We start from the raw sequence: 26,884 nt of genomic DNA, 5'->3' as shown, positions 1-26,884 counted from the left end.
CCTAGCTCGACTCGACGCGGTCGCGGATGGCCTGCGCCAGCGCGCCGATGGTGGGGTGGTCCCAGACGATCGTCGGCTCCACCTCGAGGCCGTAGTGGTCTTCGATGTCCCCGCACAGGGTCAGCGCGTAGACCGAGTCGAAGCCCAGCTCTGCCAGGACGCTCCCCGCGTCGAGCGGCCCCGCGTCGACGGCGCCGTACTCGGAGACTCGGCTGCTGATCCAGGCGACGATGTCGTCGGTGGTGGTGGTGGCGCTCGTCATGCTTCTCTGCTCCCCTGTGTCGGTGCGTGGATGGTGGTGGTCCAGTGCAGCGGCAGTTCTTCGATGCCCAACGAGAACCCCGAGTCGACGGCCGCGGCGACGGCTGCCGCCATCGCTCCGACGTCGAACCCGGCCCACACGTCGGGGTCGAGGCCGGTCCGTCCCGACGGACCCCCGGGCAGACTCTCGCTCAGCAGGTGGAGCGCCAGGGGGAACGCCGAAGGATGGCGATGGAACGGGCTGCTGTGAACGCCGCGACCTTCGTGCCACGAGCCGATGACGGCTCCTGCTGCCATGAGCTGGGTCAGGCGCCGGGCCAACGCGAACGCCCGAGGGGAGGCGCCAGGCGCCAGCTCCTGGGGCGAGAGGCAGGACACCTCGTCACGCACGAGCTCCAGCTCGACGCGCCACCGACCGAGCACCGGCACCAGGTCGGGCCACGCCTCGGCGAGCGCAGCGGCCACGACGTCGGACTCCAACGGCGCGCTGAAGGAGTCGCCGTGCCCAGCGCCGAGGCCGAAGTGGGAGAAGTCGACCTCGTCGAGCTCGGTGTGCGGGCTGAAGAGTCGTGAGTCGTAGGGTGTGCCCTTCCGGGAGCGGCGTGCCCACGACGGCAGGTGCGGGACGATGCTCACCAGGCACGCCGTCGAGCCCGCATGCCCGATCGGCAGCACGATCAGGTCGCGCAGCCACTTCTCGAACACGCCGTAGTCGTCGCTCACCGCGTAGAACGTCGAGCCGAACAGCACCGACAGCTCGTGCATCACGTCGTTGATCAGCGTCGGGACGAGGTACTTGGACGCCGCGGTCACCACGAAGCACTCGTCGGGGTGAAGGTGCAGAGCCCTGACGGTGGCCCGCGCGAGCGCATCGGCGACGAGGAAGGTGCCCCACGCCCGAGCGAGCGTCCCCTGCGCGTGGGGCAGCTCCCAGGCCGGCGACCCGTAGAGGTGACGTCCGCGCAGGTACTGCACCGCCAGTCGGAGGGCAGCATCGACCGTCCCGGTCGCGAGCGCCGGGACGACGGCGCGCGTCACCTGGAACGCCCGCAGGGCGACCGCGGCGCCGTCACCCACACCGGCCACCAGTGCATCGGCGGGGATCCTCAGCTGATCGAGCTCGGCGACGCCGATCTGACAGGCGCGGACACCGGCCGTGAGGACACGTTCGTCGGTCCGCGCACGTCCACCGAGCGCCTGGTCCTTGTGCCACAGCAGGAGCGAGAACGACTTCGGCCCGGCGGCAGGGGCAGTACGGACGAAGAGCAGGACGGACTCGGCGCGATTGATGTTGTTGATGACTTCCTTGCGCCCGCTGATCCGCCACGCGGGCGCGTCGTTCTCGCGGACGGCCACGCACTCGTTTCGCAGCAGGTCGTTGCCGTGGTCGAGCTCGTGAAAGGCCACGGCGACGCGTGCGCCCGACAGCAGACGCGCGGCGAGCTCCTGCTGCTGCGCCTCGCTCCCGCCGGTCCAGACGTTGACGGCCGCCATCAGGGACGTCACTCCATGTCCGAGGCCGATCGCCGGGTCCCGTCGGAAGATCGGGAGCAAGCGGCGGACCAAGTCCTCCGTCGACCTCCACCGACCGCCGAGGCTGACCGGGACGAGCTCGGCGCCGAAGCCCCAGTCCACGAGCGCCTGCTCGACGTCGGAGGGCAGCTCGCGCCGCTCGTCCGACGTGAGGGTCGCCCGGTGACCGGCCGGCGCGCCGTGCTCCCGCGGGTCGCCGAGGGCACGTTCGAGCGACGGGGGGCTAGCCATCGAGCCACCCGCCGAGCAACGACACGACGACGCCCGGCGCCACCATCTCGTCCGCAGCGACGCACAGGTCCGCGTACGCGGCGTCCGCGTCATCGAGGGCGTGGCCGAGCCGCTGACTCACTCGGGCGAGTGCCGCATGAGCCCACTCGGTGCCGCGAGCAAGACCGGACGGTGCCCCGCTCTGCACGAGCAGGGAAAGGCAGCACGCACCCGCGAAGACGTAGGCGAGGCGCCGTGCCGCGTCGAAGTGCACCAGCCCGGGCGATGCGGTCCGAGGGAGCGCCGCGACGTCCCGAAGCAGAGCAGCCGTCGCGATCGCGTAGACCTCGAGAGCACGGGCGAACGGTGCGTTCACCCCTGGCCGCACGGCCTCGACCAGGGCCTGCACGGCGTGGATCAGGGTCGAGCCCCGACGGGCGACGAGCCTGAGGCCGTCCAGGTCGAGGGGCAGAACGTCTACGCCCGGATCCAGCTGCCCGGCGATCGAGCGCGCATCAGGCTCGGCTGCGAGCGGACTCTTCGCGACGACCGGGAACTGGTTGATGATCGCGTGCAGGTTCACGACCGAGTTGCCGTCGAATATGCCGACCACCCGGTTGTCCCGCGCCGCCTTCTCGAACAGGGCGGCGCCGCGCGGACCGACGATCTGGGACCGCGCGCCGAGGAATCTCGTCGCGTCGCGGAACAGGTCGTCGACCGTGGCCGGAACGACGAACTTGACCAGTCCGCTGACCAGCGCCATCTCGCCCGGGAGAGCACCGACGTGGCGGGCACCGACCAACGACGTGGCCTCGGCGAGCAGGGCGTCGGCGTAGATGGATCCGGCTTCCACGCGCGCGACCGGGACATCGCGCAGCCTGCCCCCGTTCGCGCTCCGACTCGCCATGAAGCCGCGAACCTCGGCGACGGCGCGGTCCGCCGCGCCGAGCGAGAGCGCGGTGCACGAGGGACGGGTCAGCTGGAGGGAGCGCAGCACGATCTCGAGGCCGTAGCCGGGCTGCCCGACCAATCGCCCCTCGGGCACGCGCGCGTCGTCCCATCGGATGCCGCTGATGTCGGCACCGCGGACGCCGTGAGTCCGAACTTTGGGCTCATAGGTGTACCCGGTCGGACCCATCTCGCTCTTGTCGGCGAGGACGAGCGACATCGACCGAGGGCCGTACTCCTCGCCCGTACGCGCGAGGACGCACATGGCTCGACCCCGGGTGGCGTTGTTCACCGGCCACTTGCCGCCGTCGAGCCGCCGTCGCTCCGGGTCGAACCGGGTTGAGCTCCTCATCAGGTCGGAGCCGCGACCTGACTCGGTGAGGCCCCAGGAGACAGGTGCCCCGTCGAGCACGATCGACGCCATGTGCTGGGCCATGTCGCCACCGTCGACCCAGGCACACACCGCACCGAGGAAGGTCTTTCCGTGCGCGACGGCGACCGTGAGGTCACGCCGCGCGAGGTGACGGATGGAGAGCATGGGCGTCAGCAGGTCGGCGAGCTCTCCGCCATACCGCACGGGGACGTACGCGCGGTGGAGTCCCCAGCCGTCGAGCGCATCGACGGCCTGGCCCGGGAAGCCGCTGGCCTGGTCGAGGGCAAGCGTGTCGGCGTCGCGGATCACTCCGCCGGTGGATGCGGAGTCGCCGAGGAACCGGTCGAGCCGGGCGGCCTGCGCGAGCGCAGAAGTCATCGCGCGACCTGGTGCAGCGGGGCCGGTCCGACCGGGTCCACGGCGTGAGGGCCGGCGACGCGCAGCATCGGCAGCGCGCCGGCCGAGAGCAACGCCCGGGTCGCTCGGCGCTGGACCTTTCCGCTCGTGGTGCGGGGGACGGCGCCGCGTCGCACCAGGACGAGGCTCAGGGGTTGCACGGAGAACTGGCGCGAGAGGTGCTCCCGCGTGGCGTCGATCCGCTCGACGGCTCGCGCGAGACTCCCCGCATCCGTCTCGGCCACGACGGCGACACCGTGGTCGCCCCACTCGAACGCCGTCTGCGCGCAGTCGTCGGGCGTGCCGAGCTCGCGCGAGCAGACCCGCTCGATGTCGGTCGGCTCGATGTTTCTCCCTCGCACGATGATGAGGTCCTTCAGCCGGCCGGTCACGACGAGCTCACCGTCGTCCAGGAACCCGAGGTCGCCGGTGCGCAGGTAGGGGCGCGCGTCGCCGTCGAGGCGGGCACCGAAGGACAGGCTGGTGATCTCGGCCTGTCCCCAGTACCCCTGACTGACGCTCGGGCCGCTGACCCAGATCTCACCGACGCGTCCCGGGGGCCGCCGCCGGGCTGTCGCCGGGTCCACGATCGCTACCTCGTGAACGGCGTCAGGGACGCCGCACGAGACCAGCTCGCGTGCACCTGCACCCTGACCGGGTACGACGAGACCGCGCTCCAGGGAGTCGGCGTCGACCGTCACGCGGCGGATCGGGGAGCCCGCGCTCTTGGCCGTGACCAGGAGCGTCGTCTCCGCCATGCCGTATGCCGGAGTGAACGCCTCAGGGGCCAGGCCTGCGGGCGCGAAGCGCTCGACGAACCGGTCGATCGTGGCAGCGCGGACCGGCTCGGCTCCGGTGATCAGTGTCCGCAGGGTCGACAGGTCGAGCTCGGCGAGCTGCTCGTCGCTGACGAGCTTCGTGCAGAGGTTGTAGGCGAAGTCGGGAGCGACGGACACCGTGGCCCCGTACGTGGTGATCAGGCGCAGCCACGTCACGGGCCGTCGGAGGAACTGAGCCGGAGCGGTGAAGACGAGCTGGAAGCCGCAGTAGATGGCCTGCATGAACATGCCGAGACCCATGTCGTGGTAGTGCGGCAGCCAGCCCACCAGCACGGACCCCTCGTCGAGCAGGGCGCCTGCGGCGATGCTGCGCTGGTTCGCCGTGAGGTTCCCATGGCTCACCTGCACACCCTTGGGGGCACCCGTCGAGCCCGAGGTGTACAGGATCAGTGCGACGTTCTCGGCCGTGGTGCCCGTCGGCGTCCACTCCAGACCCGCCGGCACCGCATGGACGGGGGCCTCGTCGAGGCTGTACGCAACGATCTGCGGGTCGCAGCCGTGAAGCCTGCCCTCGTTCGCCGACGTGGTGAGTGCCGTCCGGCTACCGCAGTCGGCGGCGAAGGCCTGGATCCGTGCGCGGGCGGTATCTGCGCTCTCGGATGCCGTGACGGGCACCGGCACGACGATCAGTCCGGCGTAGAAGGCGGCATACAGCGCCCGGACGAACTCCATCCCGGCATCGAAGACCAGCAGCGCTCGCTCTCCCGGTCGCATGCCCTCGGCGTGCAGTCGAAGCGCATCGTTGCGCGCTCGCCGGTCCAGGTCGGCGAACGAGAGGAACTCGGTCTGGGTGAGGGTCCGGTGGAACCGAATCCCGATGTTCTCCGGCAGCTCCGCGGCAGCCATCATGGCCTCGAGCATGGTCGACGGAGATCGCATCGGGTCTCCGTTCTCCGTCCGAGGTCCTTACGCAGCGTGGGTCACGCGCCAGCACTGCGAACATGTTCACTGAACGGGTTCACCGAGCGGACGGACTCTATCCGCCTGTCGCGGATGGGTCAAAACGTCATAATTCCGGCCGATTGCGCCCTCAGGTCGTCGGGCGCACTGTCAGAAGGTGTGAGCAGTCAGCCCTTCCGGAGGTCCTCGGCGAGCATCACGAGGATGCCGCTGGGGCCGCGCAGGTACGTGAGCCTGTAGACGTCCTCATACGTCGCGACCCCGCGGAGCGGACGGCATCCATGCCGCGCGGCGATCTCCAGGGCCTCGTCCATGTCGTCGACGGAGAACGCGACGCGGTGCATGCCGATCTCGTTCGGACGCGTGGGCTCGGTCTCGATCGCTTCGGGGTGGAGGTACTCGAAGAGCTCCAGGCGACCGTGACCGTCGGGCGTCTGGAGCATCGCGATGTTGGCGTTGTTTCCGTCAAGTCCGACGGCAGTGTCGGTCCACTCACCGCTGACGGTGTCACGTCCGACGACCGTCAGACCGAGGTCGGTGAAGAAGGCGATCGTCGCCTCGAGGTCGCGGACGGCGATGCCGACGTTCTCCAGCCTGATGGGCACGCGATCGATGCTATCGAGCCGAGCCGAGCGGACTGGTGACCGGCTGTTCGACCTGGGCGGCTCAGGTCGTCCGGCGCAGCACCGTCAGTGGAAGCGCCGCCCGGGCGTGGGCCGGGACCGCGGGCTCGTGCGGCCGGACCGGGGCGAGGCGCCGGTAGGGCTCGCCGGCCGCTGGACGGGGGTCGGCCTCACCCACGTTCGGCCACATCGAGCACGCGCGCTCGGCCTGGGCGGTGATGGTCAGCGAGGGGTTGACCCCGAGGTTCGCAGAGATCGTCGACCCGTCCATGATGTGCAGGCCGCGATAGCCGAAGACCCGGTGGTACGGGTCGATCACGCCGGTCGAGGCGTCCGTGCCGATCGTGCAGCCGCCGAGGAAGTGGGCCGTCATGGGCACGTCGACGACCTCCCCGAGGCTGCTCATCGGGAAGCCGTCCAGGTGGTGGGCCATCCGCCGGTACGCGGCGTTCGCCGCCGGGATCCACGTGGGGTTCGGCTCGTCGCCGCGCGTCGACGTCAGCCGCCACCGCCGCGTCCAGGTCCGACGGGGACGCACGGTGAGCGACGCTCCGCCGGTCTGCATGACGAGGCCGATGACGGCACGGTCGGAGAAGGACCGCAGCGCCGTGACCACCGACAGTGCGTGCCGGGGGTGCCGGGCCACCTGCGCGAGCCACCGGACCCAGCGGGGCACCCGCCCACCCCCGTCGGTGAGGACCGTGCCCAGCAGGCCCATGAGGTTGGACCCGTGCCCGTACCGGACCGGCTCGAGGTGGGTGCGCTCGTCGAGCCAGACGGACGAGGTGATCGCCACGCCGCTGTTCACGCGCGGCCCGGGCGCTCGCGGCCGCCGCACCGCGCCGCCGAGCGCCTCGGAGTTCGTGCGCGTGAGGTGCCCGAGCCGGTCGGACAGGTGCGGCAGCGTGCCGTCGGCCTTCAGCCGGTGCAGCAGCTCCTGCGTGCCCCCTGCGGCGAAAGTCGCCTTGACCTGCGTAACCGCTCGCACTGGTTTGACTACCGATAATGGCGATTATGACAAAATGGCCTCATTTGTCAGCAACCGGCGCGCTTGAACCGTAGCATCCAGTGGGCGACCGTACCTGGGTCCCCTCCCCACTTTTCGGCGAAGGCAGGTTGGCCGCTGGAACGCAGCCGGCGAACGTCCCACGCCCCACGTGCAGACGCCGGCAGGACTCATGCCTTGCTCCGCCTTGCCCGAGTGCGGATGGTTCGCGCTCAAGAGAGTGAATGTGCGAAGGAATGCCGACGCGCCGCTCACCGCAGCGCTAGGTTCTGCCCCGCCCCACTTGGAGTACAAAAGGGGGCCGCGCGATGCGCTTGTCAAACACCGGTCGCGCGATTGGGCTCGTCCTCGTCGCAGCTCTTTTCGCTCTATCCGCTGTCGCGGGGCCAGCGCAGGCCGGTCCAGGCTCACTGTCCTCGCCGAATGGCCTGGTGGTCGAGGCCCAGCTCGACGCCCTGGGCGACGAAACCGCCGGCGCGGTGGCGACGACGTCGGTGGCGGCGCCTGGTGTCGCCGGCATCAGCTTGGGCACGCTCGCGGCCAGCACGGCTGTGGCGACAATCGGCATCTACGGGTGGACGGCCGGGTGGTTCACGGTCCAGGACGGGGGCGCCACGGGACTCGACCAGGGGTCGGAGTTCACCGGCTGGTCGCCCCTGCTCCTGCAGCACCCGACGTGGCCCACGTCGTACTTCCCCGGCTCGACTGACCGCATCATCGTGGACGAGCCGAGCGTCGACCCGTTCGCGTGGGGTGACCGCTCCTGGGTCTCGTTCAGCACCCAGTGGGCCTGGGAGGTTGGTCCAGTCCCTGCGGCGAGCTTCGGTTCGGTGGGCATGTACGGGTCCGTCCTGTGCCAAGACCCCGCTGGCCATTTTGGCGGATGGGTCCGTACAGGCGCTAACGGCGGCGCGAACTGGAACACCCACCCCGGACACCCGCCAGTGCTCAGCGGGGTCGTGCCGCAGACCTTCCCCGCTGGCTCCTGCCCTGAGGGAACGATCGCCAGTGCGCTGATCTACGGCGCCAGTTTCCCCGACTCCGAATCCATCCCCTGGGACCGCGCCAACGCCGCGCACATGGTCGAGCAGATCCGCGACACAGGGATCTACACCGTGTGGGTGCCGGATGGTGCGCCGACGTACGTCGATCCCCCGCCGCCGGGGCTCGGTGTCGTAACGCGCAAGGTGCACTGCGTGGGCGCGGCCGGCTATTCGATCGACGTCACGGACACGTTCGATGCCGATATCTCGCACGGTGGGCAGTTCGAGGTCCCGTCGCTGCTGTGCCCGCCGCGTACGGTGGCCGGCAGCGGCGGTGTCGACTGGACCCCTTCGGGCGGTTCGGCTCAGGCGATCTTCCCGCCGACGCCGACACCGGCGTGGGTCACGTCGATTCCGACGGAGTACCCAGACTGCCTGAACGCCGACTGCCGGCTACAGCTCTTCAAGGCCAACCCGTCCCCGGCCGCCACCTGCGGATCGCTCGCAGTCGCGTGCCCGGACTGGTACCTCGACCCCGATCGCGGCAACGACTTCGAGTGCCACTGGGGTCCGTACGTGGTGGACACGGACCGGTGCTCGGCGTTCCGTGACCCTGGGCGCGTCCTGCCCAACGCGACCCGCGGCGACGACGGGCTGACCCACTACATCCCGTGGCCAGTTCTCGAACTCGACAGCGACGTCGTGGCAACCCTGCGCTCACGGCTCGAGCAGCGCTACGACAACGACACCGACGCCGCCTGCAAAGCACTGGGCGAGCAGGTGCGCCTCGATCGCGGGCCCGCTCCTCTGGCGGTCCCGGACGTCGTGTACATCTGCGCCGACTTCGACCTGCCGCGCGCGCTGCAGTTCATCTCCGACACCGGTGGCGCCCAGGGCCCGGCGATCGCTGTCGCCACGTTGGCCGAGGCAGCCGGCCAAGCACCCAAGCCCCCGACCTTCACACCCGACTGCGACCAGATCAGCAGCAGCGGCGTGTGCCTGGACGACAACATCTTCGAAGACCATCTATTCGGGCCCGGCCCTCAAGAGGATCCCGAACCCGAACCACTCAAGACCGCAGCCAACCAGTGCACAGCCCTACTCCAAGTCGCCTCCGCAGCCACGACCCGCGCCCAAGCACAAGCCCAATGCGCCGACCAGCCCATCCTGTTCGTCGGCGGCCGCACCGACTTCGGCAAAGAAGCAGCAGAGCATGACCTGGAAGTCATCGCCGCACACCCGCAACTCGTCCAGCTCGAGTACATGTCCACCGCCAACAAGCGCGCCACCGGCGCACAGCGTTACTGGTACAACCTCGCGGCGTACAACAAACCCTGCGAGGAGAAGACGTCGGGCCTCCAGGAGTGCGACGAGTACCCGTTCTTCACGAGTGTCGAAGGCGGCCCATCAGCGTTCAACACCTATGGCCCGGCCGTCCTCAAGCCGATCTCCTACAACGACAACCAGGCTGAAGGAAACGCCCTCCGCAGCATGGTCAACACAACAGCTTGTGGTCTGAAGGCGCAGTCGGCGGTCGGCAACCCGGGCACGGGCGGCAAGAAATACCTGACCATCCCGCTCGTCGAGGTTAACGTGCCGTCGTTCTTCGTCTGCCCGAAGGTTTGAGGATGCACACCACCCCGCTCACTGCCCTGCTGGCCGAGCTCGACGCCGCTCTGGTCGCAACTGGGGCCCCGTTCCTGGAGATGGCCAACCCCGGAATCGACGAGGACGAGGTCACCGCCGCACTGGCCGACGCCGGCCTGTCCACACCGCCCACCGAGCTGCTCGAGTGGTGGCGTTGGCACAACGGCTCCCGGCTCGTGCAGGGGCGCTACCTCGGAGCAACCATCGGTCCTGGCGGCTGGACTCTCCTGTCGCTCGACGAAGCCCTCGCCGATCGCGCCCGATGGATGGAGCTGTGGCCCTCCGGCAGTGAAATGCCCTGGGACCCGACATGGCTCCCGATCGCAGGACTCGGAGCTCACACCCGCCTCGCAGTCCTGCTCGACGACTCGACAACAGAGCGCGCTCAGGTGGGAATCATCGACATGTTCGACGACGACACGATGAACACCGCGGAACGCTCCCTCGCCGAGGTCGTGACGACCTGGCTGCGGGCACTCGAACAGCGCTACGTCTGGTGGGACGCCGCGCGCCAGGCCTGGGACATGGAAGAGCCCACACGCCCCGAGTTCCGGCTCTACTCCTAGCGGGCCCGGACCCTGCCGACAGGGGAGGATTTCCAGCGCCACTGGGGTCCGTACGTAGTAGACACCGACCGGTGCTCGGGCGTTCCGCCACCCTGGGCGCGTCCTGCCCAACGCGACCCGCGCGCTGATCGTGGTCCGACGAAGCTAGAGCGGGTCCGCGACATGCTCACGGACGACCCCTTCGGACCGGGTGCGTGGTGCCCGCGAGCACCTCGTCTTCCGACAAGGCGATCATGCGCCCCAGGCCCCGGCCGCGACGACCACCTCGTCGGCCAGCAGGGTCGTGCGCGGTCGGCGACGGCCGGCCGGGACGGTGACGACGTCCCAGCGCCCGTCGAGCCGGGGGACGAGTGAGGCGACGGTCGTGTCCGGGACGACCGACGCGCCGGCGCGCTCGGCGAGCCACAGGTAGTTCGTCTCCAACGTGTTCTTCGCCCCGTGCCGGCAGCCGGTCATGCACTCCCCGCACTCCAGGCAGCCGCGGCGCTCTGGGCCGACCCCGCCGAAGAACGGGTCGGGTACCGGCTCGCCCGGTGCGCCGAACACGACGGCGACGGGGGCCTGGCGGTACGTGCCCTCGACGCCGAGATCCCGGGCGGCGGCCCGGACGACCTCGTCGGCGGGTGTCACGGTGGGGTTCTCGACGACGCCGAGCATGCGGCGGGCCTGGTCGTAGTGCGGCGCGAGCTCGCTGCGCCAGTCGGTGACGGACGCCCACTGCGGGTCACGGTAGAACTCGTCCGAGCGCGGCTCGTAGAGGGTGTTCGCGTACACCAGCGAGCCGCCGCCCACTCCGGCACCGGCGAGCAGGACGACGTCCGGCAGGACGTGGATGCGCTGGATGCCGTGGCACCCCAGACGCGGCGCCCACAGGAACCGGCGCACGTCCCACGAGGTGCGCGGGAGCGTCTCGGGTGTGAACCGACGGCCCGCCTCGACGACCGTGACGCGGTAGCCCTTCTCCGAGAGCCGCAGCGCCGCGACAGACCCGCCGAACCCGGAGCCGACGACGACGACGTGGCGGGCGGACGGGTCCGTCATCACCCACCCCCAAGCGTCGTCGCAGGTCGAGAAGCCGACGATAGCCGCACCCCGAGAGCGGCGAGGACCCGTGCTCGAGCTGGGATGCGAATGGCGCTCACGGGTCTGTAGGTCTGTCGCTCGCGGCGGCTGTCGAGGCGGCGCCGAGACGCTCGAGCAGGCTCGGACCGTCGGCGGACTTCGGCAGTGCGTCGAGGTGGCGGACTCTTAGCTCGTCCATGAGGTCCTCGACCAACGCTGGACCTCCGTCGCGTATGACCTGCTGCCGGTTCCGGAGCTCGTCGCTGCCCGAGCGCCAGTCGAGACCCCAGTTGCCGAGCGCACAGAGGATCGGGAGGGTCTGGACGCCGGCCTCGGTGATGCTGTAGCGGGCGCGCTGTCCCCGCGCGGCGGTACCGCGGGTCAGGATTCCCGCCTCGACGAGGCGGACGAGTCGGTCGGCGAGGATGTTCGACGCGATGCCCTCGACCGATCCGGTGAGCAGCGCCCGGAAGTGGCGGCGGTCGTTGAAGATGACGTCGCTCAGGATGAGCAGCGACCAGCGATCTCCGAGCACCTCGACGGCGGCGTTGATCGGACCCCCGGACCGTTGTTCCACGACTCCTCCTTGACATCACCCGCTTCGTCGTCAATATAGTGCTTGCAGAACGCAAGCACTAGGGAGGCGACGATGGGCCGGTTCGTGTACGCGATGAACGTGTCCCTCGACCTGCGGATCGAGCAGGTCCCCGGGGACGACGGCGCAGGCGAGTGGCTGCGCATCGACGAGGAGCTGCACCGGGCGCTCAACGCTCAGGCCCGGGCGGCCGCGATGATCGTCCACGGCCGGGTCTTCTACGAGACGATGGAGGACTTCTGGCCGGGGGCGCGCGAGGACGCCTCGCTGCCGGACTTCCTGCGTGAGTACGGCGAGATCTGGACCGCCATGCCCAAGGTGCTCGTCTCCCGCACCCGGACCAGTGCCGATCACGACACCCGCATCATCGGCGGGGACGACGCGATCGACCAGCTCGCTCGTCTCAAAGCCCAGACCGATGGCGTCATCGGGGTCGGCGGGGCGGCGCTCGCCACCCAGCTGCTCCGCGCGGGGCTGCTCGACGAGCTGCTGCTGACCACCCATCCCGCAATCCTCGGCTTCGGTCGGTCGCTGTTCGACGACTACGACCTGCCGATCGAGCTCGATCTGCTCGAGCACCGATCGTTCGACTCGGGCGTCACGATGCGCCACTACGCGATCCGCGATGAGAGGGAGGCCGGCTGATGCTGAGGCAGGTTGCGGACGGAGTACTCGTCCACGAGAGCGAGTTCCTGAAGAGCAACACCGTCGTCGTGCACGGCGGGTCCGGCGTCCTGCTGATCGACCCGGGTGTGCTCAGCGACGAGCTGGTCTGCCTCGCGACGGACCTTCGCGAGCCGGTCGTCGCAGGCTTCTCGACGCATCCGCACTGGGACCACCTGCTCTGGCACGTAGGTCTCGGTGAGCCGCCTCGCTACGGCACGGCCCGCTGTGCGGCCCTCATCCAGGCGAAGCTGTCGGAGCCGGACTGGCAGGCCGGCGTCGTCGGGATGATCCCGGAGGACATCGCCGGGCAGGTGCCTGTCGACGAGGTCTTCGGCCGCCTCACCGGTCTCCCCGCCGAGACGGTGCGGATCCCGTGGAACGGCCCCGCCGTGCGGATCATCGAGCACCAAGGGCACGCCGCCGGGCATGCCGCGCTGCTGATCGAGGAGGGTGGCGTGCTCGTCGCCGGCGACATGCTCTCCGACGTCCTCGTCCCGATGCTCGCGTTCTCCGCCGCCGACCCGATCGAGGACTACTTCGCCGCACTGCAGCTGATCGAGGACGCGGCGGGCGACGCCGAGGTCGTCGTGCCGGGTCACGGATCGGTCGGAGGCGACCTCCGCGTGCGGATCGACCAGGACCGCGCCTACCTCGAGGCTCTGCGCGACGGCCGTGCCCCCGACGACCCCCGCATCGGCCCGTCCGCGAAGCGCGGCTATGAGTGGGTGGCCGGCGTCCACGACTGGCAGTCCAACCAGGTCACCCAGCGCCGCGAGAGCGCAGAAACGTCCTGACGGGACCGGTACCCCACCTCGCCTCGAGCATCCCCAACGTGCTCCCGGACAGCAGCGTGTAGCCCTGGCCCGCAGGGGGTTATCCACAGGGCAGGGACGCCGGGTGTCCGTCGATCACTACCCTCGCCTGCGACGGGGGGTTGAGATGAGCGGATTGATGCTGCCGGAGGCAAACGGTCGGCGGGCGCGGCAGGAGCCCATCGCGGTGCTGCGGACGGGCGAATACGTCGTCGACATCGACGAGCTGCGGGTGACCGCCAACAAGGTGCTCGGCGTCGCCGACCGGACCGACGCCCTGGCGCGTCGTCGGACGATGGGCGGGGCGTCGGGGTTCGGGACGTTTCTTGCGGGTGCAGCGCACACGTGGGGCGACCGCTTCCAGTACCTGCTGCGCGGGCTGGCCGACGAGGTCGAGCACGCCGGCTACCAGCTCCGCGGCACCGCCGACGCCTACTACGAGGTCGATCTCGACGTCCAGGCCCGGCTGCGTGGCGAACCCCTGTGGCAGGTCCCGTGATGCTCCGAGCTGTGTCGACCGGGTTCGGCGCATCCCTGGCGACCTGCTCCGACGCGACGGTCCTGGTCCCGGGGTCGGTCCTCGCGCTGCGGGACGACGCCGCGGTCCTCACCGAACGCTCGGGTGCCCTGGCGTCACAGGCCGAGGACGTCCGCCGCGCGTCCGCGCCCGCGTGGACCGGCGACGCGGCGGCGGGGTGGGCGCAGCGACGCTCCGACCTCGGATCGCTCCTGGACACGGCCGGAACGGCCCACGCGATCGCGGCTGGCGTGCTGCGCCACCACGCGGACGCGGTCGAGTGGGCTCAAGGTCGCGCGCAGACGGCGGTCGCGCTCTGGACCCACGGCTGCCACCTGCGGACCGCGGCGGGACTGCCTCCCGTCGGTCTCGGCGCGACGTTCGACACGGATCCCGGCGCGACCTACCGGTGGGCGGGCGAGGAGGTGCTCGCCTCCGCCCAGCACCACGCCGGCGAATCGGCACGGGCAGCAGCAGCGGTCCTCGCTGAGCTCGACGACCGCCTGCCCGACGGCCGCTGGCATTCGGGAGACTTCCTCAGCGGGGTCGGCTCGTGGGTCACCGGGATGCTCGACGTGCTGTGGCGCTTCCACTTCCTGCGCGCGGCGACCGACCCGGTCGGCTACCGCGGCGACGTCTCGAACAGGATCACCGGATCCGCGAACGCCTGGGACAGCGTGACCTCCGACCCGTTCAGCGCGGCCATCCAGCTGTCCGACTGGCAGACCCTGAAGGACCGACCCGCGCAGTGGTGGGGTGCCTTGAGCCCCGACATCGCCCTGGCCGCAGTGGGTGGCGCCGGCGTCGCGACGAAGGTCGGGCGCGGTCTGCGCGTCGCTGACGGGCTTGCAACGGCCGAGTCGCTGGGAGCGACCACCTGGGACGAGCGAGCCCTTGTAGAACGAGTCTTGAGGAAGTGGCCTGAGAAGCCGGCGGAAGGCACGCCCGAGTACGACCTCGGCTACGACCACGCGGTCGCCCAATTCCGCCCGGGCGAGTATCAGACGGCGACCCGCCTCATCGATCAGTATGGTCTTGACCTCGTTCGAGGGAAGCCTCCAGCCTCGTATGACTGGATCGACCTGACGACAGGGAAGACGTACGACGCCATTGGGAACTTTCCCGGGGAGTTCGTGGAACGCAGGTGGCCTCGTTTTGAGGGACGAATCCAAGATCACCTCGAGAAGGCCGATGTCGTCCCGGTCGACGTGGCACAGTTCTCCGCTGAGCAGCGGGCGATGGTGAAGCAGTTCGTCGAACAGTTCGGCGATCGAATACTGATTGTGGGTGACTAATGGGTGGCACGGTGTTCGTGTCTGACCAGGCGCGTTGGAGCGACAAGTCGTCCGTCTTCTACTGGGTCGTAGACAGGCTCGCGGAACAGGTCACGGACGACGATGTGGCGAAGCAGCTCCGGGAGATCTCGGAGTTCAACGTCGGCATGCTGATGTTCGACGAGTTCACGCCTGATCAGCGGCGCGAACTTGTCGCGCTGATCGCGGCGCTGCCGCAGACCGCGCTCGCTCAGCTCCCGGATACCCCAGCCCGCGAACCCATCGCGACGCGCCTAACCGAGCTAGTTCAGCTCGTCGAGTCGACATGACGAGTCGTACCGGAGGTAGCCAGCGCTACGTGCTCGACATGGGTGGCCGAGCGATCGCAGGTGAGTGATGGCTGGCAAGGTGTTCCTGTTCGACCAACCTCAATGGAGCGCTTCGTCGTCGGTCTCCATGCAGGCCCATCCCCATGCCACTTAGCGCTAGGCGCGCACTTGCGCGAACAGTCTCGCGAACTGGGAGGAACACTTCTGATGGCGTTCATGGCGTTCGGCCGCCGGCTCTCGCTTGACTCGACCCATGTCCGCTATGACTACGGGTTGAACGAGGCGGACCCTGCCCGAGGAGTGCTCGTGATCCCGATCATGGATCCCAGTGCTTGGTTCATGGAAGGTCGCGATGACCGCCCTGGTGGAGCGGCGCGTGTCGCTGGCCGAGCTGCGCTGCACCATGAACGCACCGGCGAACGGCCCGAGAATGCCTCGGTGTTCTCGTGACCACGGCCGACGTCGTCCCGCTGCCCGCCGAAGAGGTCCGGACCCGGCCGTCCCGCGCCGGACCGCCGGTGCCGGCCGGGTCTTCCGGGGAGGGTGAGTAGTCGTGTCGGGCAGCATGTTTCTTCCGGACGGTCGCGAGTGGCACTCGAACTCGTCCGCCTACTTCTGGGTCCTTGACGCCCTGGCGAGCCGCGCGACGGATCCCGGCCTCGCGGCGTACCTGCGCGAGCGGTTCGACGCCAACGTGGGGTTCCTCGGAGTCGACGACCTCCCGGAGAGCCAGCGGGCGGAGCTGCTCGCCCTGATCGGGCAGCTGCCGGCGGTCGCGCGTGCGATCGCGGCCGACGAGGCGTACCGGGACTCGTTCATCGCCCAGATGGACGAGCTTGCCGGGATGGTCCGATGAGACGCCGGCGTCCTATCGCGGTCCCGTCGCCCACCGCGCTCAGTCGCTCGCGGCGTCCCACGTGAAGATGCTGACGGGGGACTCCTCGCACCGCTGCGACCGGTAGAACGCGAGCGCGTCGTCGTCGTCCGCGTCGGCCGGGACGAAGACGACCGTGATGCCCGCGTCCGCAGCCAGAGCGCGGAGCGTGTCGACGAGCAAGGCGCCGATGCCGTGCCGGCGGGAGTCCTCGTGGACGGCGAGGTCGTAGACGAAGAGCTCCGCTGAGTGGGACCGGGTCATGGGGATCGTGTGCGCGGTGATCCCGCCGACCACGCGGTCGCCCTCGAAGGCCGCGACCGCCCAGAAGGAGCGGGAGGCCAGCAGCTGCTGGACGTACTCGTCGCTCAGGGGCTCGGGTGTTTCGCCGAACGCGGCGACCATGACCGCGAACATGTCGAGGGCCAGCTGTTCGTCACCCGGGGTGAGTCGTCTCGCCGTCGTCACGACACCATCGTGCTCCCGTCGGGCAGGACCGTGCCGAACGGGGATCAGCGTCGGAAGACGAGTCGGACGTCGCTCAGGTCGTCCCATTGGACCGTCCCGTAGTAGTAGTCGTCGTTCTTCTCCCAGACGAACCGGGACGGGATCGTCCGGGCGGCGTCGGCGTTCAGGCCGCGCCACCAGATCACGCGGACGTCGCCCACGTCGTTCGCGTCCCGGAGCTCCAGGGTGGCGCCACCGATGTGCCGCGCGTGCGTCTCGTACAGGACCTGGGCGAGGACGCGGTCGTGAGGGAGCAGGACGCACCAGCGCCCGCTGCCGTCGCGCGCGGCGCCGGGGTAGTCCGCAGGGACCACGACTTCCATCCCCGCGGGGTTGTGCGAGCCCCACGCGCGCGGCAACAGCTCGCCGTCCGCCAGGACGTACCGGCCCGCCAGGATCCCGTGGTTGCGGGCTGCCGCGCGGTCGCGTGCGGCCAGGAACGGAGCGTCCTGAGGCTCCTCGGCTGATCGGTGACTCACGGGAGGAAGCGTAGGGAGTGCCGGGCGACACCGCCGCGCACGGCCGGGTGGTCTGCGACGATGGCGACAATCGACGACCCGCTGCACGACGAAGAGGTCACGTGATCCGTCCGGACGAGCTCACCGCGATCCCGCTGTTCGCGGACCTCACGCCTGAGCAGCTCGACCTGCTGGCCCGGTCGGTCGAGGACATCGCACTGGCCCCGGGCGAGTTCGCGGTGCACGAGGGCGACGAGCGGGCACTGTTCGTCGTCGTCGAAGGCCTGGTCGAGCTCACCAAGAACATCAACGGCGTCGAGCGGGTGATCGGTCCGCGGGGGCCGGGCGAGCTGTACGGCGAGGTGCCGGTGATGCTGAGCATGAACATGCCGGCGAGCTGTGCGGCGATCGAGCCCTCGCGGGTCCTGCGGGTGGACGTCGGGACGTTCTTCACGCTGGCGGCGACGGCGCCACAGGTCGTCGCGACGGTGGGCACGCTGGCGCAGGGCCGCATGGAGGGGCTCAAGGAGATCGCCGCCGAGAAGCCGACGCCTGACATGGTCGTGCGGGGCCGGCTCGCCGACCCGCGTGTGCACGACATCCGGACCTTCCTGCACCGCAACCGCATCTCGTCCGAGACGGTCGAGGGCGCCGAGGACGCGCCCGTCGTCGAGCTTCCGGACGGGCGCGTCCTCGACAACCCGACGATGCGCGAGATCGCGCTCGCGGGCGGACTGTCGGTGGTCCCGTCTCGCGACGAGTACGACGTGGTGATCGTCGGTGGCGGCCCGACCGGGCTGACGGCCGCCGTCAACGGTGCGGCCGAAGGGCTGCACACGCTCGTCGTCGAGAAGTTCGCGCCGGGCGGTCAGGCCGGCACCTCGACCCGCATCGAGAACTACACGGGCTTCCCGTTCGGAGTGTCGGGCGACGAGCTGGCGAGCAAGGCGTTGCGGCAGGCGCAGCGGCTGGGCGCGGAGATCGTCGTCACGAGGTCGATCCACGCGATCGAGCCCGCAGCCGGAACGCTCGTGCTCGACGACGGCACGGCGGTCGTCGCGCACGTCGTCGTGCTCGCGTCCGGCGTCGAGTGGCGGCACGTCGCGATCGACGGGATCGACCGCTTCGTCGGCAAGGGCGTGTACTACGGGGCGGCGCGCAGCGACTCCGGGCTGGCGCACGGCAAGGACGTCGTCATCATCGGGGCCGGCAACTCGGCGGGCCAGGCGGCGCTGTTCTTCGCCAGGTACGCGCGGTCGGTGACGCTCGTGGTGCGGGGCGAGTCGCTCGAGGCGAGCATGTCGACCTACCTGATCGACCAGATCGCGTCCCATCGACGCATCACGGTCGAGACCCGGTCCGAGGTCGTCGCACTGCGCGGTGTCGACGGGCTTGAGCAGATCGACGTGGTCGACCGCCGGACCGGAGCTGTGGACGCGCGGGAGATCGAGGTCCTGTTCGTGATGATCGGCGCGGACGCGGTCACGTCGTGGCTTCCCGACGAGGTCGCGCGCGACGAGAACGGCTACGTGCTCACGGGGGCCGACGCGTTGCGTGGCGGGGGATGGACTCCGCCCAGGGCCCCGTTCGCGCTCGAGACGACCGCGCCCGGGATCTTCGCGGCGGGCGACGTGCGGTCCGGCTCGGTCAAGCGCGTCGCGGCCGGGGTCGGTGAGGGCGGCATGGCGATCGCGTTCGTCCACCAGTACCTGGCGCTCGGGTCGGCACGCGTCTGAGGGCTCGAGGCCACGGCAGCGCCGGCGCGAAGACTGTCGTGCAGAGCCGAGCTGTACGATCCCGCCGTGGCGTCTCCCGGGTTTCTCAAGCCGTTTGTCGACGACCTGGCGGCCGCGGTACGTGACGGCGAGGATGACGCGTTCTTCGCTGCCGGGCAGCGGCTGGCTGACGAGTCCCGCCAAGCGACGCAGCACGAGCTCGACGCCGCCGTGGCGTTGCTCGCGCCGGTGCTCGCCGCGGCGCCGCCCTGGCTGGGCGGGGCGCTCGCGCAGTACATCGGCTCGCTGATCGGCATGGCCGGCGACCCGACACCTGTGCTCGACGCCCTGGTCGAGCAGGCCTGTCGGGCGTTGGAAGGCACATGGCTGTTCGCGTCGCCGTACGAAGAGCTGGTCGGCCCGGTCCCTGAGCGAGCAGCCTGCGGTGCCGACGAGCTGGAGCTCTTCCTCTCAGCCGCAGGCGCCCGAGTCGACGACCCGCGAGCTGTTGCCTTGTCCTGGATGTACGCCGAGTCGTCGGTGCAGCCGATCCTGTTCCTGTCGCAGCGCGCAGACGTCCGTCGCGCACTGCCGCAAAGGGAACGTCTGCTGGCGGCCGCGATTGCGGCGCAGGACGCGATGCCAGCCGTCGCGCCGTGGCTGGTCGGCCTGCTGCGCGTCCTGGACGGAGAGCGTCTGGTCGTCTTGCACCGTCCCTCTGGCGCCGGCTTCCAGGTCACGATCGGCGGCATCGCTGACAACTTCCAGCTTCACACGCTGCTCGCGGGACACGTCATCCCGCTGCTGTCCGCCGGGCGACGTGATCGCGGCGATGTCGTCCTGCCCGACCCGCCGACCCCGGCGATGACGGCGGCGGCCGACGGTTCCGGGGCCCATTCCCCGCCCGGCGGCATCACCGGTCAGTTCAACCTGGTCGACGCGACGGGGGCGTGGATCTGGAACGAAGGTAGGCCCGACGAGATCCCGCTGACCGATGGCGTACGCATCATCGTGCTCGACCCGCCGCCCTACGTGCGTGGGTGGAGTGCCGGCCGCGCCTACCCGCTCCTGCGCGCGACCGTCGACGTCGTCCCGCTCGCTGCCGAGGACGCCAGCTCCTGGCTGTCCCGTGTACGACCGGCGGCGGACCAGGCCGCGGCATCCGAGCAGGCAGTGGTGTGGACAGACGACATGACCGTCTCGCTGCCCGTCGGTCGCAACGTGCCCGAGCTCGTCGCTCTCACGAGCGCCCTGATCGATCAGGGCGTCTCCGGCACCGAGCTGCAGTCGGCCGTCGCGCGCGAGTTCTCCCTCTCGATCGAGGACGCCACCCTCGCTGTCGACCGCGTGCTGGGGGGCGTGGCTCGCGCAGCAACGCGAGATCCAGCCAACCGCCCGGATCCGGAGCGGGACCCGATCGCCTTCGAGTCCTATCGGCGCGCTCTGGATCGCACAGAACCGTGACGACGGCGGGCGACTGGCGTTCCACGTTCCAGGTGACCACCGCGAGCGACGTCGGCGCACGCGACGGGCTGGGCGGGGAGTTCACCGACGCTGTCACGGAAACGGCGGTGTGGGCGGTGTTCCGGGAGGACGGCGGTCCGTTTCCGGTCTTCTCCTCGTGGGACAGCCGGCGCCTCGCGACCAGCTCGAGGCGCCGGCCGACGTCGGACCGTCGTTCGTCGACGGCGTCGACCACCAGCTGCCGGCCCTCGCGGTCGGTTCGCTTGCGCCGCGCCACGGGATCGGCCTGGCCCGGGGGCCGGTGCAGGCCGTCGAGGTCGTCTACGACACCACCGTCGAGGGGGGCCGTTCCCAGGGCTCGTCACCGAGACCCTGCTCCACGGAGCCGTCGGAACGACCCTCCTGATCGCCGCCGAGGCGTACTCCCGCGAGGAGTGGCACCTGTACGACGAGTCGGTCGTCGCCCTGCCGGGCACCGCCGCGGCAGAGCGGGTGCCATGGATCCCGGCGCGGCAACCGTGGCGACCGACCGAGGGTCGTGGCGCCTGGCGGGCCCCGTAGCATCGGGGTGGTGCCCCCGAGATCGCCGTTGCCGGCACGGAACGGCCTGAGCGCCGCGTGGTTGCGCACCCCCGACCGGTCCCACGCCCTGGTCTCGCCGACGATGGGCGACTGGCTCACGCACCGGCTGCCCGACTACGTCGACGTCGCCGACATGCTGGAGCGGCAGTGCTTCGTCGACGAGGACGGCCGGGCCGTGCGCGCCGAGGACCCCTTCGCCCCGCACCGGTTCGTGTGGTTCCACCGTGACCTGCGCGACGAGCCGGAGGTCACCGAGCCGATCCACGTCGTGCACCGCGACGAGCGCCTGGTGGTCGTCGACAAGCCGGCCTTCCTGTCCTCCATCCCGCGCGGGCGGCACGTGATGCAGAGCGTCGTCGTCCGCCTGCGCGCCGAGCTGGAGCTGCCGGAGCTGTCGCCGCTGCACCGGCTGGACCGGGTCACATCCGGGCTGCTGATGCTCGCCACCGAGTCCCGCTGGCGCGGGCCGTACCAGACCCTGTTCGAGCACCGCGCGGTGCACAAGACGTACTGGGCCCTGGCGCCGCTGCGCGAGGACCTGACGTTCCCGGTCGTGGTCCGCAACCACCTGCGCAAGGAGCGCGGATCCTGGCAGGCCGAGGTCGTGCCGGACGCCCCCGTCAACGCAGAGACGCTCGTCGAGCTCGAGTCCACGGTGGGTGATCTCGGGGTCTACCGCCTGACGCCCCGCACCGGGCGCACCCATCAGCTGCGCGTGCACCTGTGCGGTCTCGGCATCCCGATCGTCGACGATCCGCTCTACCCGCAGGTGCAGGACGTCGCGGTCGACGACTTCAGCAGGCCGCTGCAGCTGCTGGCCGGGAAGCTCGCCTTCGACGACCCGGTCGACGGCACTCCCCGGCGGTTCCACAGCATCCGCCGGATCCCCCTGACCGCCGCCTAACCGTGCTCGGCGACGTACAGACGCGCGACCGGAGGTCCACTGTGCCGACGATCGCTGCGGTCGCGTCTTCGCCACCGGCTTCGCGAGAATGCCACACATGGCGCGCGGTCCACCGGCGTCACCCTGAGTCGGGAGAACCCCATGCAGCTGGCGCCAGGACTGCACCGCCTCGGCAACGACATCGTCGCCTGCTATCTCGTCGTCACGGATCAGGGCATCACCCTCGTCGACGCAGGGCTGCCGGGGCACGCGAAGGATCTCGAGGCCGAGCTCTCCTCGCTCGGGAGGTCGCTCGGCGACGTGCGCGGGATCGTCCTGACGCACGGCGACAGCGACCACGTCGGGTTCGCCGAACGGCTGCGGAGGGCGCGCCAAGTCCCGGTGTTCGTCGGCCGGGCGGACGCCGCCCGTGCCCGAGGTGAGAAGAAGACCTCGCCGTCCTGGGGCCGGATCCGGCTGGGTGCGACCGGCCGCTTCCTCGCGTACGTGATGCGCAAGGGTGGCCTCAGGACGCACTACCTCGGTGAGGTCGTCGACGTGGACGACGGCGACGTCCTCGACCTGCCGGGGTCCCCGCGGGTGATCGCCCTGCCGGGTCACTCCCCGGGCAGCATCGCCGTGCACGTGCCCGCCGTCGACGCCGTCTTCGTCGGCGACGGACTGACCACCCGGCACGTCCTCACGGGCGCCACGGGCCCGGCGCCGGCGCCGTTCACCGACGACCCGGCAACAGCTCTCGCGTCGCTCGATCGTCTCGCCGGTCTGGGCGTTCGCTGGGTCCTGCCCGGGCACGGGTCGCCGTGGGACGGCGGAACGGCCGAGGTGGTCCGTCGGGTGCGGGCGGCAGCCGCCGGAGCCTGACGACGCGCTCACGACCGACGGAGCTGCCCCAAAGGGCGGTCTTCGTCCGACGGCTGTTGACGGGAGGTCGGGTGGGACGCTGTCCTGGCCATAGAGCGCTCTATCAGCCTTCGCCGCTGGACCTGCGGGTCGCCGCCGAGGCGTAGCTCTGCCGTACCGATGCCCGTCAACGACGACGACCCAGGGGACACCATGACCGTTTTCACGCTCGTGCCGCCGTCCGCGCCGACCGCCGGCCCGACCGCCCCCGACACGCGGGGCCCCGTCCGCCGAGCCCGCGCCCTGCTGGCTGTCGTCGCGCTCGGTGCGGCCCTGGTCGTCGTCCCCGCCGCCGCCGCCCCGGCACTCAGCCCGCCGCCCGCGCCGTTGCTCTCCCGCGGTATGCCGACGACCGCCTCGTCCGTCGAAGGTCCGGCCTACGCGGCGAAGAACGCGACCGACGGCAACCTCTCGACCCGGTGGTCCAGCGCCTTCGACACGGACAAGCAGTGGCTCACCGTCGACCTCCTCCACAAGAGGGAGATCAGCCGGGTCGACCTCACCTGGGAGGCGGCCTACGCGACGGTGTACTCCATCGACGTCTCCGACGACGGCGTGAACTTCCGCACCATCGCCTACCCCGGCGCGTCGTCGTCGGCCAAGCAGAGCTTCTCGTTCGCCGGGATCGCCGGCCGGTACGTGCGGCTGGCGACGCTCGGGAAGGCAACCCAGTGGGGCGTCTCGCTGTGGGAGTTCGAGGTGTTCGGCTTCCCGCCGCAGCCGGTGCGGGTGCTGCTGTCCCGTGGGGCGGTGACGACTGCCTCCTCGGAGGAGGGGCCCAACTTCCGTGCGTCGAACGCGACGGACGCCGACCCCACCAGTCGCTGGGCCAGCCTGTGGAGCGACCCGCAGTGGATCCAGGTCGACCTCGGGCGGATCGAGACGATCGACTCGGTCGTGCTGCGGTGGGAGGCCGCCTGGGCTTCGGCCTACACCCTCGACGTGTCCGACGACGGCGTGGCGTGGCATCAGGCGACGCACGTCGAGCCGAGCTCCGGGGGAACCCAGACGCTCGTCGGCGGGTGGTCTGGACGCTACGTCCGCCTCACGACGACGGCGCGGGCCACCTCGTACGGCGTCTCCCTGTTCGACTTCGAGGTGTACGGACTGCGGTTCCCGCCGCCGCCGCCCACCCCGTGACGGAGCCCGCTCGTCTTTCGTCGCTGGTGCTCCGGTACTGCCGGACGCGAGTGCTGGGATGTCCGTGACCCGACCGATCGCCATCGACGATGCCTCCACCGCGTGCAGGCCGAGACGCTGCTCCACAACGTCGCGTCCCACCGGGGCCCGGTCCGCCTCACACCGCGGCGAGCGGCGCCGGCGAGCGGCGCCGGCGAGCAGCGCCGGCGAGCGGCGCCGGCGAGCGGCTGCGGGATGAGGAGCGTCGGGCGTGGACTCTAGCGTCCGGCCTGCCGACCCGTGGCGGGCAGTGCCGGGGAGAAGCGACGGAACTGGTCGACGAGACGCACGGCTCCCGGGGCGACCTCGGCGACGTCCTGCCAGTGCACGAGGAACGTGCCGCGGTGCCGCCAGGCGAAGTAGCGCGCGAGCAGGGCGGGCGCCTCGACGCCGGAGCGTTCGTAGCCGAGGAACGAGGTGCCGGTGCGCGGGCTGACCAGCAGGCCGTGCAGGCGCGGTGCCGCGAGCAGACCGTCGAGCGGCCCGTCCAGGACGAGGCGCACGTCGACCACGTACCCCAGGCGGTTCCCGGAAGCGTCGTTCACGGGCGCGTCGAGCAGGTCACCCAGGATCATGGCTGCCTCCGGGGATGCGTCGGATGATCTGGTCGCGGATCCAGCGCTCAGGCCAGGTGACGTCGAGCTCCGCACTGCGGACGCCGAGCCTGAGCGTCGTGCCGACGTCGCTGACGTGCGTCCAGCGGATGCGGTGCCAGCGTGACGGCGGCGGTCGGCCGCCGAAGATGCGGGTGGTCAGGACGGCGCCGCTGAGGAGCGACGTGACCACGGTGGGCTGCGTCCCGTCCGGCCGGTCGGAACCGTCCAGGCCGTGCAGCTCCAGGTCGTCGACGGTGCACACCGGTGTGCCGTCGACGTCGAGGATCTGCCGGTCCAGGAGGTGCAGGCGCGCGTCCAGCATGAGGCCCGGCGGTCGGCGGTCCTGGGGGAGGTCGCTCATGAGCCTGCTCCCGTCACGATCATGAGGGGGATCGCCGCGACGGAGGCCACGACGATGATCACGAGGTAGACCAGCGCGAACGCGTTGGTCAGGCGCCCGTTCACGTGCTCGCCCATGTACTCGGGGTCGTTGGCGACGACGAGGATCGGCAGATAGGTCAGCGGCAGCGCGACCGCCGAGAACACGACGGAGTACTCGGTGACGGCGATCGGGTTCACGCTGGTCATCAGCACCCCGACGGCGACGACGAGGCAGATGATCATGGTCAGGTGGAACCGGGCCGCGCGCGCCGGTCGACGGAACTTGCCCCACGACCATCCCATGAACTGCGCGAGCGTGTACCCGCTGGAGAGGGACGTCTCCAGGGCGGCACCGAAGGTCGCGGCGACGATGCCGACGATGACGACGGCGAGCGCGAGCTTGCCGCCGGCGAGCGCAACGGGGAGCACGATCTGCGAGAGCGAGGACACCTCGACGCCCTTCGGCAAGAACACGACCGCTGCGCAGGCCGCGATGGCCACGGAGAGCACCCCGCCGAACGGGAAGCCGACGAGCACGTTGAGGCGCGACTGGGACAGGTCCTTGATGGTCCACCTCTCCTCGACCGCGCCCGACGAGAAGAAGAACACCTCGTACGGGGTCATGGCGGCACCGAACAGGGCGATCGCGTAGTACCAGTACGAGGCCAGGCCCTCCTGGGCGCTGACCCGCGGGTGGAGCGCCTGGTCGGCCAGCGTGCTCCAGTCCGGTCCGAGCAGGAACAGGGCCACCGCGAAGACGATCAGGGTCAGCCCGACCAGGCCGGTGACGTTCTCCATGATCGAGAACCTGGTCCGCCAGATCACGAGCCAGACGGCCAGGCCGGCCACGGGGATCCACAGCCGAGGCTCGACGCTGCTGGCCAGCTGCAGGGCCAGTGCGATGCCGCCGACCTCGGCGGTCAGCGTGAGCAGGTTGATCAGGAACGAGGCCCCGAGGTTCGCACCGGCTGCCCGGGCACCGAGGCGTTCGCGGATGATCTCGAACGTCGCGCGGCCGCTCACGGCGGCGACCTTGCCGGACATCTGCGCGAACAGGCAGATCCCGACGACGCCGACCACGACGACCCACGCGAGCGAGAGGCCGAACCTCGATCCGACGACAGCGTTGGTGACGAGGTCCCCGATGTCGAGGAACCCACCGATAGCGGTGAGGATCCCCAGCGCGACGCCGAGGATCTTCTTCACGAGGAGCCCTCGAGCTGGGTCGTCAGCCGGTCGAGGCGGTCCGCACTCGCGTCGAGCGCGTCCTGGACGGCCGTCTCGCCGGTGCCCGCACCGTTCGCCCACGACCGGGCTGCGACGACCGACCCCTGCGCCTGCCGGACCGCGGTGAGCGCCGCCTCCTGCCAGCCGGCGGTCGTCGGGTCGGTCGGGACGAGCGTCGTCACCGCGAACGCCGCCTCGTCCAGGACGGCGACCTGGTCCAGGAGTGCCGTGTCGGTCACGGTGGGCGTCGTGCGGTCGTCACCGAGCAGGTCGACGGCGATCGAGGCTGTCGCGACCGCAGACGAGGCCTGGGTCAGCGGGTCGGTCAGCGCCTGGGCGTCGTCGGCGCGTGTGGACGACGAACCCACCGCGCACCCGGCGAGGGCTGCGACGGCGACGAGGACCGGGACGGCCCGCTCGACCACCATTCCCGCATGGTGGCCCCTCGCGGACGTCGTCGCACGTCGGCCCTCCGCTCGTCCGAGACCTCCCCGCGGCGCGGCGGGACTGTTCGGCGGCGTTCGGATGAACCGGCCGCGTGACGGGACTCGATCTGG

28 protein-coding genes and 1 pseudogene are annotated in these 26,884 nt (G+C 70.5%); 15 read left to right on the top strand and 14 right to left on the bottom strand.

Annotation, left to right across the window (positions count from 1 at the left end; genetic code table 11):
- Nucleotide 1: 1 nt before the first annotated feature.
- From I847_RS0110050 to I847_RS23050, 6 genes are all read right to left on the bottom strand, one after another.
- Nucleotides 2-262 (bottom strand): acyl carrier protein, encoded by a 261-nt coding sequence (locus I847_RS0110050; protein WP_034609764.1) that lies wholly within the window; start codon nt 260-262, stop codon nt 2-4.
- Nucleotides 259-2,025 carry an acyl-CoA dehydrogenase family protein gene (locus I847_RS23065; RefSeq protein WP_051274729.1) on the bottom strand — a complete coding sequence of 589 codons (1,767 nt, stop codon included), beginning with the start codon at nt 2,023-2,025 and terminating at the stop codon, nt 259-261. Before I847_RS23065 ends, I847_RS0110050 begins: the two co-directional genes overlap by 4 nt.
- The gene (locus I847_RS23060) at nt 2,018-3,703 is read right to left on the bottom strand and encodes an acyl-CoA dehydrogenase family protein (RefSeq protein WP_051274727.1); all 1,686 of its coding nucleotides are present in this window, start codon (nt 3,701-3,703) and stop codon (nt 2,018-2,020) included. Before I847_RS23060 ends, I847_RS23065 begins: the two co-directional genes overlap by 8 nt.
- Nucleotides 3,700-5,439, bottom strand: coding sequence for a fatty acyl-AMP ligase (locus I847_RS23055; RefSeq protein ID WP_081680729.1), 1,740 nt, complete (start codon nt 5,437-5,439; stop codon nt 3,700-3,702). Before I847_RS23055 ends, I847_RS23060 begins: the two co-directional genes overlap by 4 nt.
- 188 nt (nt 5,440-5,627) lie before the next feature.
- Entirely contained in the window at nt 5,628-6,065 is a 438-nt protein-coding gene (locus tag I847_RS0110030) for a VOC family protein (RefSeq protein ID WP_028049585.1), read from the bottom strand.
- A 61-nt stretch (nt 6,066-6,126) separates the two neighbouring features.
- A complete protein-coding gene (locus tag I847_RS23050) occupies nt 6,127-7,071 on the bottom strand; it encodes a GMC oxidoreductase (RefSeq protein WP_304412681.1) in 945 nt (314 codons plus the stop codon).
- 449 nt (nt 7,072-7,520) lie between these two features.
- On the opposite strand from I847_RS23050, the gene I847_RS0110020 reads away from it, so the two are divergent.
- Nucleotides 7,521-9,698, top strand: coding sequence for a hypothetical protein (locus I847_RS0110020; RefSeq protein WP_028049584.1), 2,178 nt, complete (start codon nt 7,521-7,523; stop codon nt 9,696-9,698).
- Between the two features lie 2 nt (nt 9,699-9,700).
- Nucleotides 9,701-10,285 carry an SMI1/KNR4 family protein gene (locus tag I847_RS0110015; protein ID WP_028049583.1) on the top strand — a complete coding sequence of 195 codons (585 nt, stop codon included), beginning with the start codon at nt 9,701-9,703 and terminating at the stop codon, nt 10,283-10,285.
- A gap of 237 nt (nt 10,286-10,522) precedes the next feature.
- Here the strand turns inward: I847_RS0110015 and I847_RS23045 are convergent.
- Together I847_RS23045 and I847_RS0110005 are read right to left on the bottom strand one after the other, a co-directional pair.
- Nucleotides 10,523-11,326, bottom strand: a pseudogene (locus tag I847_RS23045) (FAD-dependent oxidoreductase); the annotation flags it as partial.
- A gap of 97 nt (nt 11,327-11,423) precedes the next feature.
- Complete coding sequence (locus I847_RS0110005) at nt 11,424-11,924, bottom strand: helix-turn-helix domain-containing protein (RefSeq protein WP_028049582.1); 501 nt, start codon at nt 11,922-11,924, stop codon at nt 11,424-11,426.
- A 72-nt stretch (nt 11,925-11,996) separates the two neighbouring features.
- Here I847_RS0110005 and I847_RS0110000 point away from each other — a divergent pair, with 72 nt between their 5' ends.
- The 7 genes from I847_RS0110000 to I847_RS0109975 all read left to right on the top strand — a co-directional run bounded on the left by I847_RS0110000 (nt 11,997) and on the right by I847_RS0109975 (nt 16,396).
- Entirely contained in the window at nt 11,997-12,587 is a 591-nt protein-coding gene (locus tag I847_RS0110000) for a dihydrofolate reductase family protein (protein ID WP_028049581.1), read from the top strand.
- Nucleotides 12,587-13,402: an MBL fold metallo-hydrolase gene (locus I847_RS0109995; protein WP_028049580.1), complete on the top strand. Its 816-nt coding sequence runs from the start codon at nt 12,587-12,589 to the stop codon at nt 13,400-13,402. The genes I847_RS0110000 and I847_RS0109995 overlap by 1 nt, the downstream gene beginning before the upstream one ends.
- 145 nt (nt 13,403-13,547) lie before the next feature.
- Nucleotides 13,548-13,919, top strand: coding sequence for a hypothetical protein (locus tag I847_RS0109990; RefSeq protein WP_028049579.1), 372 nt, complete (start codon nt 13,548-13,550; stop codon nt 13,917-13,919).
- Nucleotides 13,919-15,232 carry a putative T7SS-secreted protein gene (locus I847_RS25620; RefSeq protein ID WP_155856098.1) on the top strand — a complete coding sequence of 438 codons (1,314 nt, stop codon included), beginning with the start codon at nt 13,919-13,921 and terminating at the stop codon, nt 15,230-15,232. The genes I847_RS0109990 and I847_RS25620 overlap by 1 nt, the downstream gene beginning before the upstream one ends.
- A gap of 11 nt (nt 15,233-15,243) precedes the next feature.
- Nucleotides 15,244-15,540 (top strand): hypothetical protein, encoded by a 297-nt coding sequence (locus tag I847_RS0109980; RefSeq protein WP_155856097.1) that lies wholly within the window; start codon nt 15,244-15,246, stop codon nt 15,538-15,540.
- Between the two features lie 207 nt (nt 15,541-15,747).
- Complete coding sequence (locus I847_RS26705; protein ID WP_155856096.1) at nt 15,748-15,990, top strand: hypothetical protein; 243 nt, start codon at nt 15,748-15,750, stop codon at nt 15,988-15,990.
- A gap of 103 nt (nt 15,991-16,093) precedes the next feature.
- Nucleotides 16,094-16,396 (top strand): hypothetical protein, encoded by a 303-nt coding sequence (locus I847_RS0109975; RefSeq protein ID WP_231384161.1) that lies wholly within the window; start codon nt 16,094-16,096, stop codon nt 16,394-16,396.
- Nucleotides 16,397-16,435: 39 nt separating this feature from the next.
- Here I847_RS0109975 and I847_RS25615 read toward each other — a convergent pair whose 3' ends face one another.
- Nucleotides 16,436-16,882 (bottom strand): GNAT family N-acetyltransferase, encoded by a 447-nt coding sequence (locus I847_RS25615; RefSeq protein WP_051274722.1) that lies wholly within the window; start codon nt 16,880-16,882, stop codon nt 16,436-16,438.
- 44 nt (nt 16,883-16,926) lie between these two features.
- Complete coding sequence (locus I847_RS0109965; RefSeq protein ID WP_028049575.1) at nt 16,927-17,400, bottom strand: hypothetical protein; 474 nt, start codon at nt 17,398-17,400, stop codon at nt 16,927-16,929.
- Between the two features lie 101 nt (nt 17,401-17,501).
- Between I847_RS0109965 and I847_RS0109960 the strand changes: the two genes are divergently transcribed.
- The 6 genes from I847_RS0109960 to I847_RS23020 all read left to right on the top strand — a co-directional run bounded on the left by I847_RS0109960 (nt 17,502) and on the right by I847_RS23020 (nt 24,084).
- Nucleotides 17,502-19,115, top strand: coding sequence for an FAD-dependent oxidoreductase (locus I847_RS0109960; RefSeq protein ID WP_028049574.1), 1,614 nt, complete (start codon nt 17,502-17,504; stop codon nt 19,113-19,115).
- Nucleotides 19,116-19,181: 66 nt separating this feature from the next.
- Complete coding sequence (locus I847_RS25610) at nt 19,182-20,558, top strand: hypothetical protein (RefSeq protein ID WP_051274720.1); 1,377 nt, start codon at nt 19,182-19,184, stop codon at nt 20,556-20,558.
- A gap of 157 nt (nt 20,559-20,715) precedes the next feature.
- Complete coding sequence (locus I847_RS27080) at nt 20,716-20,964, top strand: hypothetical protein (RefSeq protein ID WP_028049573.1); 249 nt, start codon at nt 20,716-20,718, stop codon at nt 20,962-20,964.
- Nucleotides 20,965-21,129: 165 nt separating this feature from the next.
- The gene (locus I847_RS0109945) at nt 21,130-22,044 is read left to right on the top strand and encodes a pseudouridine synthase (protein WP_028049572.1); all 915 of its coding nucleotides are present in this window, start codon (nt 21,130-21,132) and stop codon (nt 22,042-22,044) included.
- Nucleotides 22,045-22,185: 141 nt separating this feature from the next.
- Nucleotides 22,186-22,905, top strand: coding sequence for an MBL fold metallo-hydrolase (locus I847_RS0109940; protein ID WP_028049571.1), 720 nt, complete (start codon nt 22,186-22,188; stop codon nt 22,903-22,905).
- 192 nt (nt 22,906-23,097) lie between these two features.
- Nucleotides 23,098-24,084 (top strand): discoidin domain-containing protein, encoded by a 987-nt coding sequence (locus I847_RS23020; protein ID WP_196804526.1) that lies wholly within the window; start codon nt 23,098-23,100, stop codon nt 24,082-24,084.
- Nucleotides 24,085-24,341: 257 nt separating this feature from the next.
- On the opposite strand, the gene I847_RS0109925 is transcribed toward I847_RS23020, so the two are convergent.
- From I847_RS0109925 to I847_RS0109910, 4 genes are read right to left on the bottom strand one after another with little or no spacing between them, the layout of a single operon-like run.
- Nucleotides 24,342-24,698, bottom strand: a complete 357-nt coding sequence (locus I847_RS0109925; protein ID WP_028049570.1) for a hypothetical protein — start codon at nt 24,696-24,698, stop codon at nt 24,342-24,344.
- On the bottom strand, nt 24,685-25,080 hold the full coding sequence (locus I847_RS0109920; protein WP_028049569.1) for a hypothetical protein: 396 nt from the start codon (nt 25,078-25,080) through the stop codon (nt 24,685-24,687). The genes I847_RS0109925 and I847_RS0109920 overlap by 14 nt, the downstream gene beginning before the upstream one ends.
- The gene (locus tag I847_RS0109915) at nt 25,077-26,306 is read right to left on the bottom strand and encodes an NRAMP family divalent metal transporter (RefSeq protein WP_028049568.1); all 1,230 of its coding nucleotides are present in this window, start codon (nt 26,304-26,306) and stop codon (nt 25,077-25,079) included. The genes I847_RS0109920 and I847_RS0109915 overlap by 4 nt, the downstream gene beginning before the upstream one ends.
- Nucleotides 26,303-26,755 (bottom strand): hypothetical protein, encoded by a 453-nt coding sequence (locus tag I847_RS0109910; RefSeq protein ID WP_028049567.1) that lies wholly within the window; start codon nt 26,753-26,755, stop codon nt 26,303-26,305. The genes I847_RS0109915 and I847_RS0109910 overlap by 4 nt, the downstream gene beginning before the upstream one ends.
- Between the last annotated feature and the right edge of the window lie 129 nt (nt 26,756-26,884).

Source organism: Cellulomonas sp. URHD0024 (genome assembly GCF_000426185.1).
Lineage (GTDB): Bacteria > Actinomycetota > Actinomycetes > Actinomycetales > Cellulomonadaceae > Cellulomonas.
Note: the sequence above shows the minus strand (reverse complement) of the source record. Positions and strands in the feature narration are given on the sequence as shown.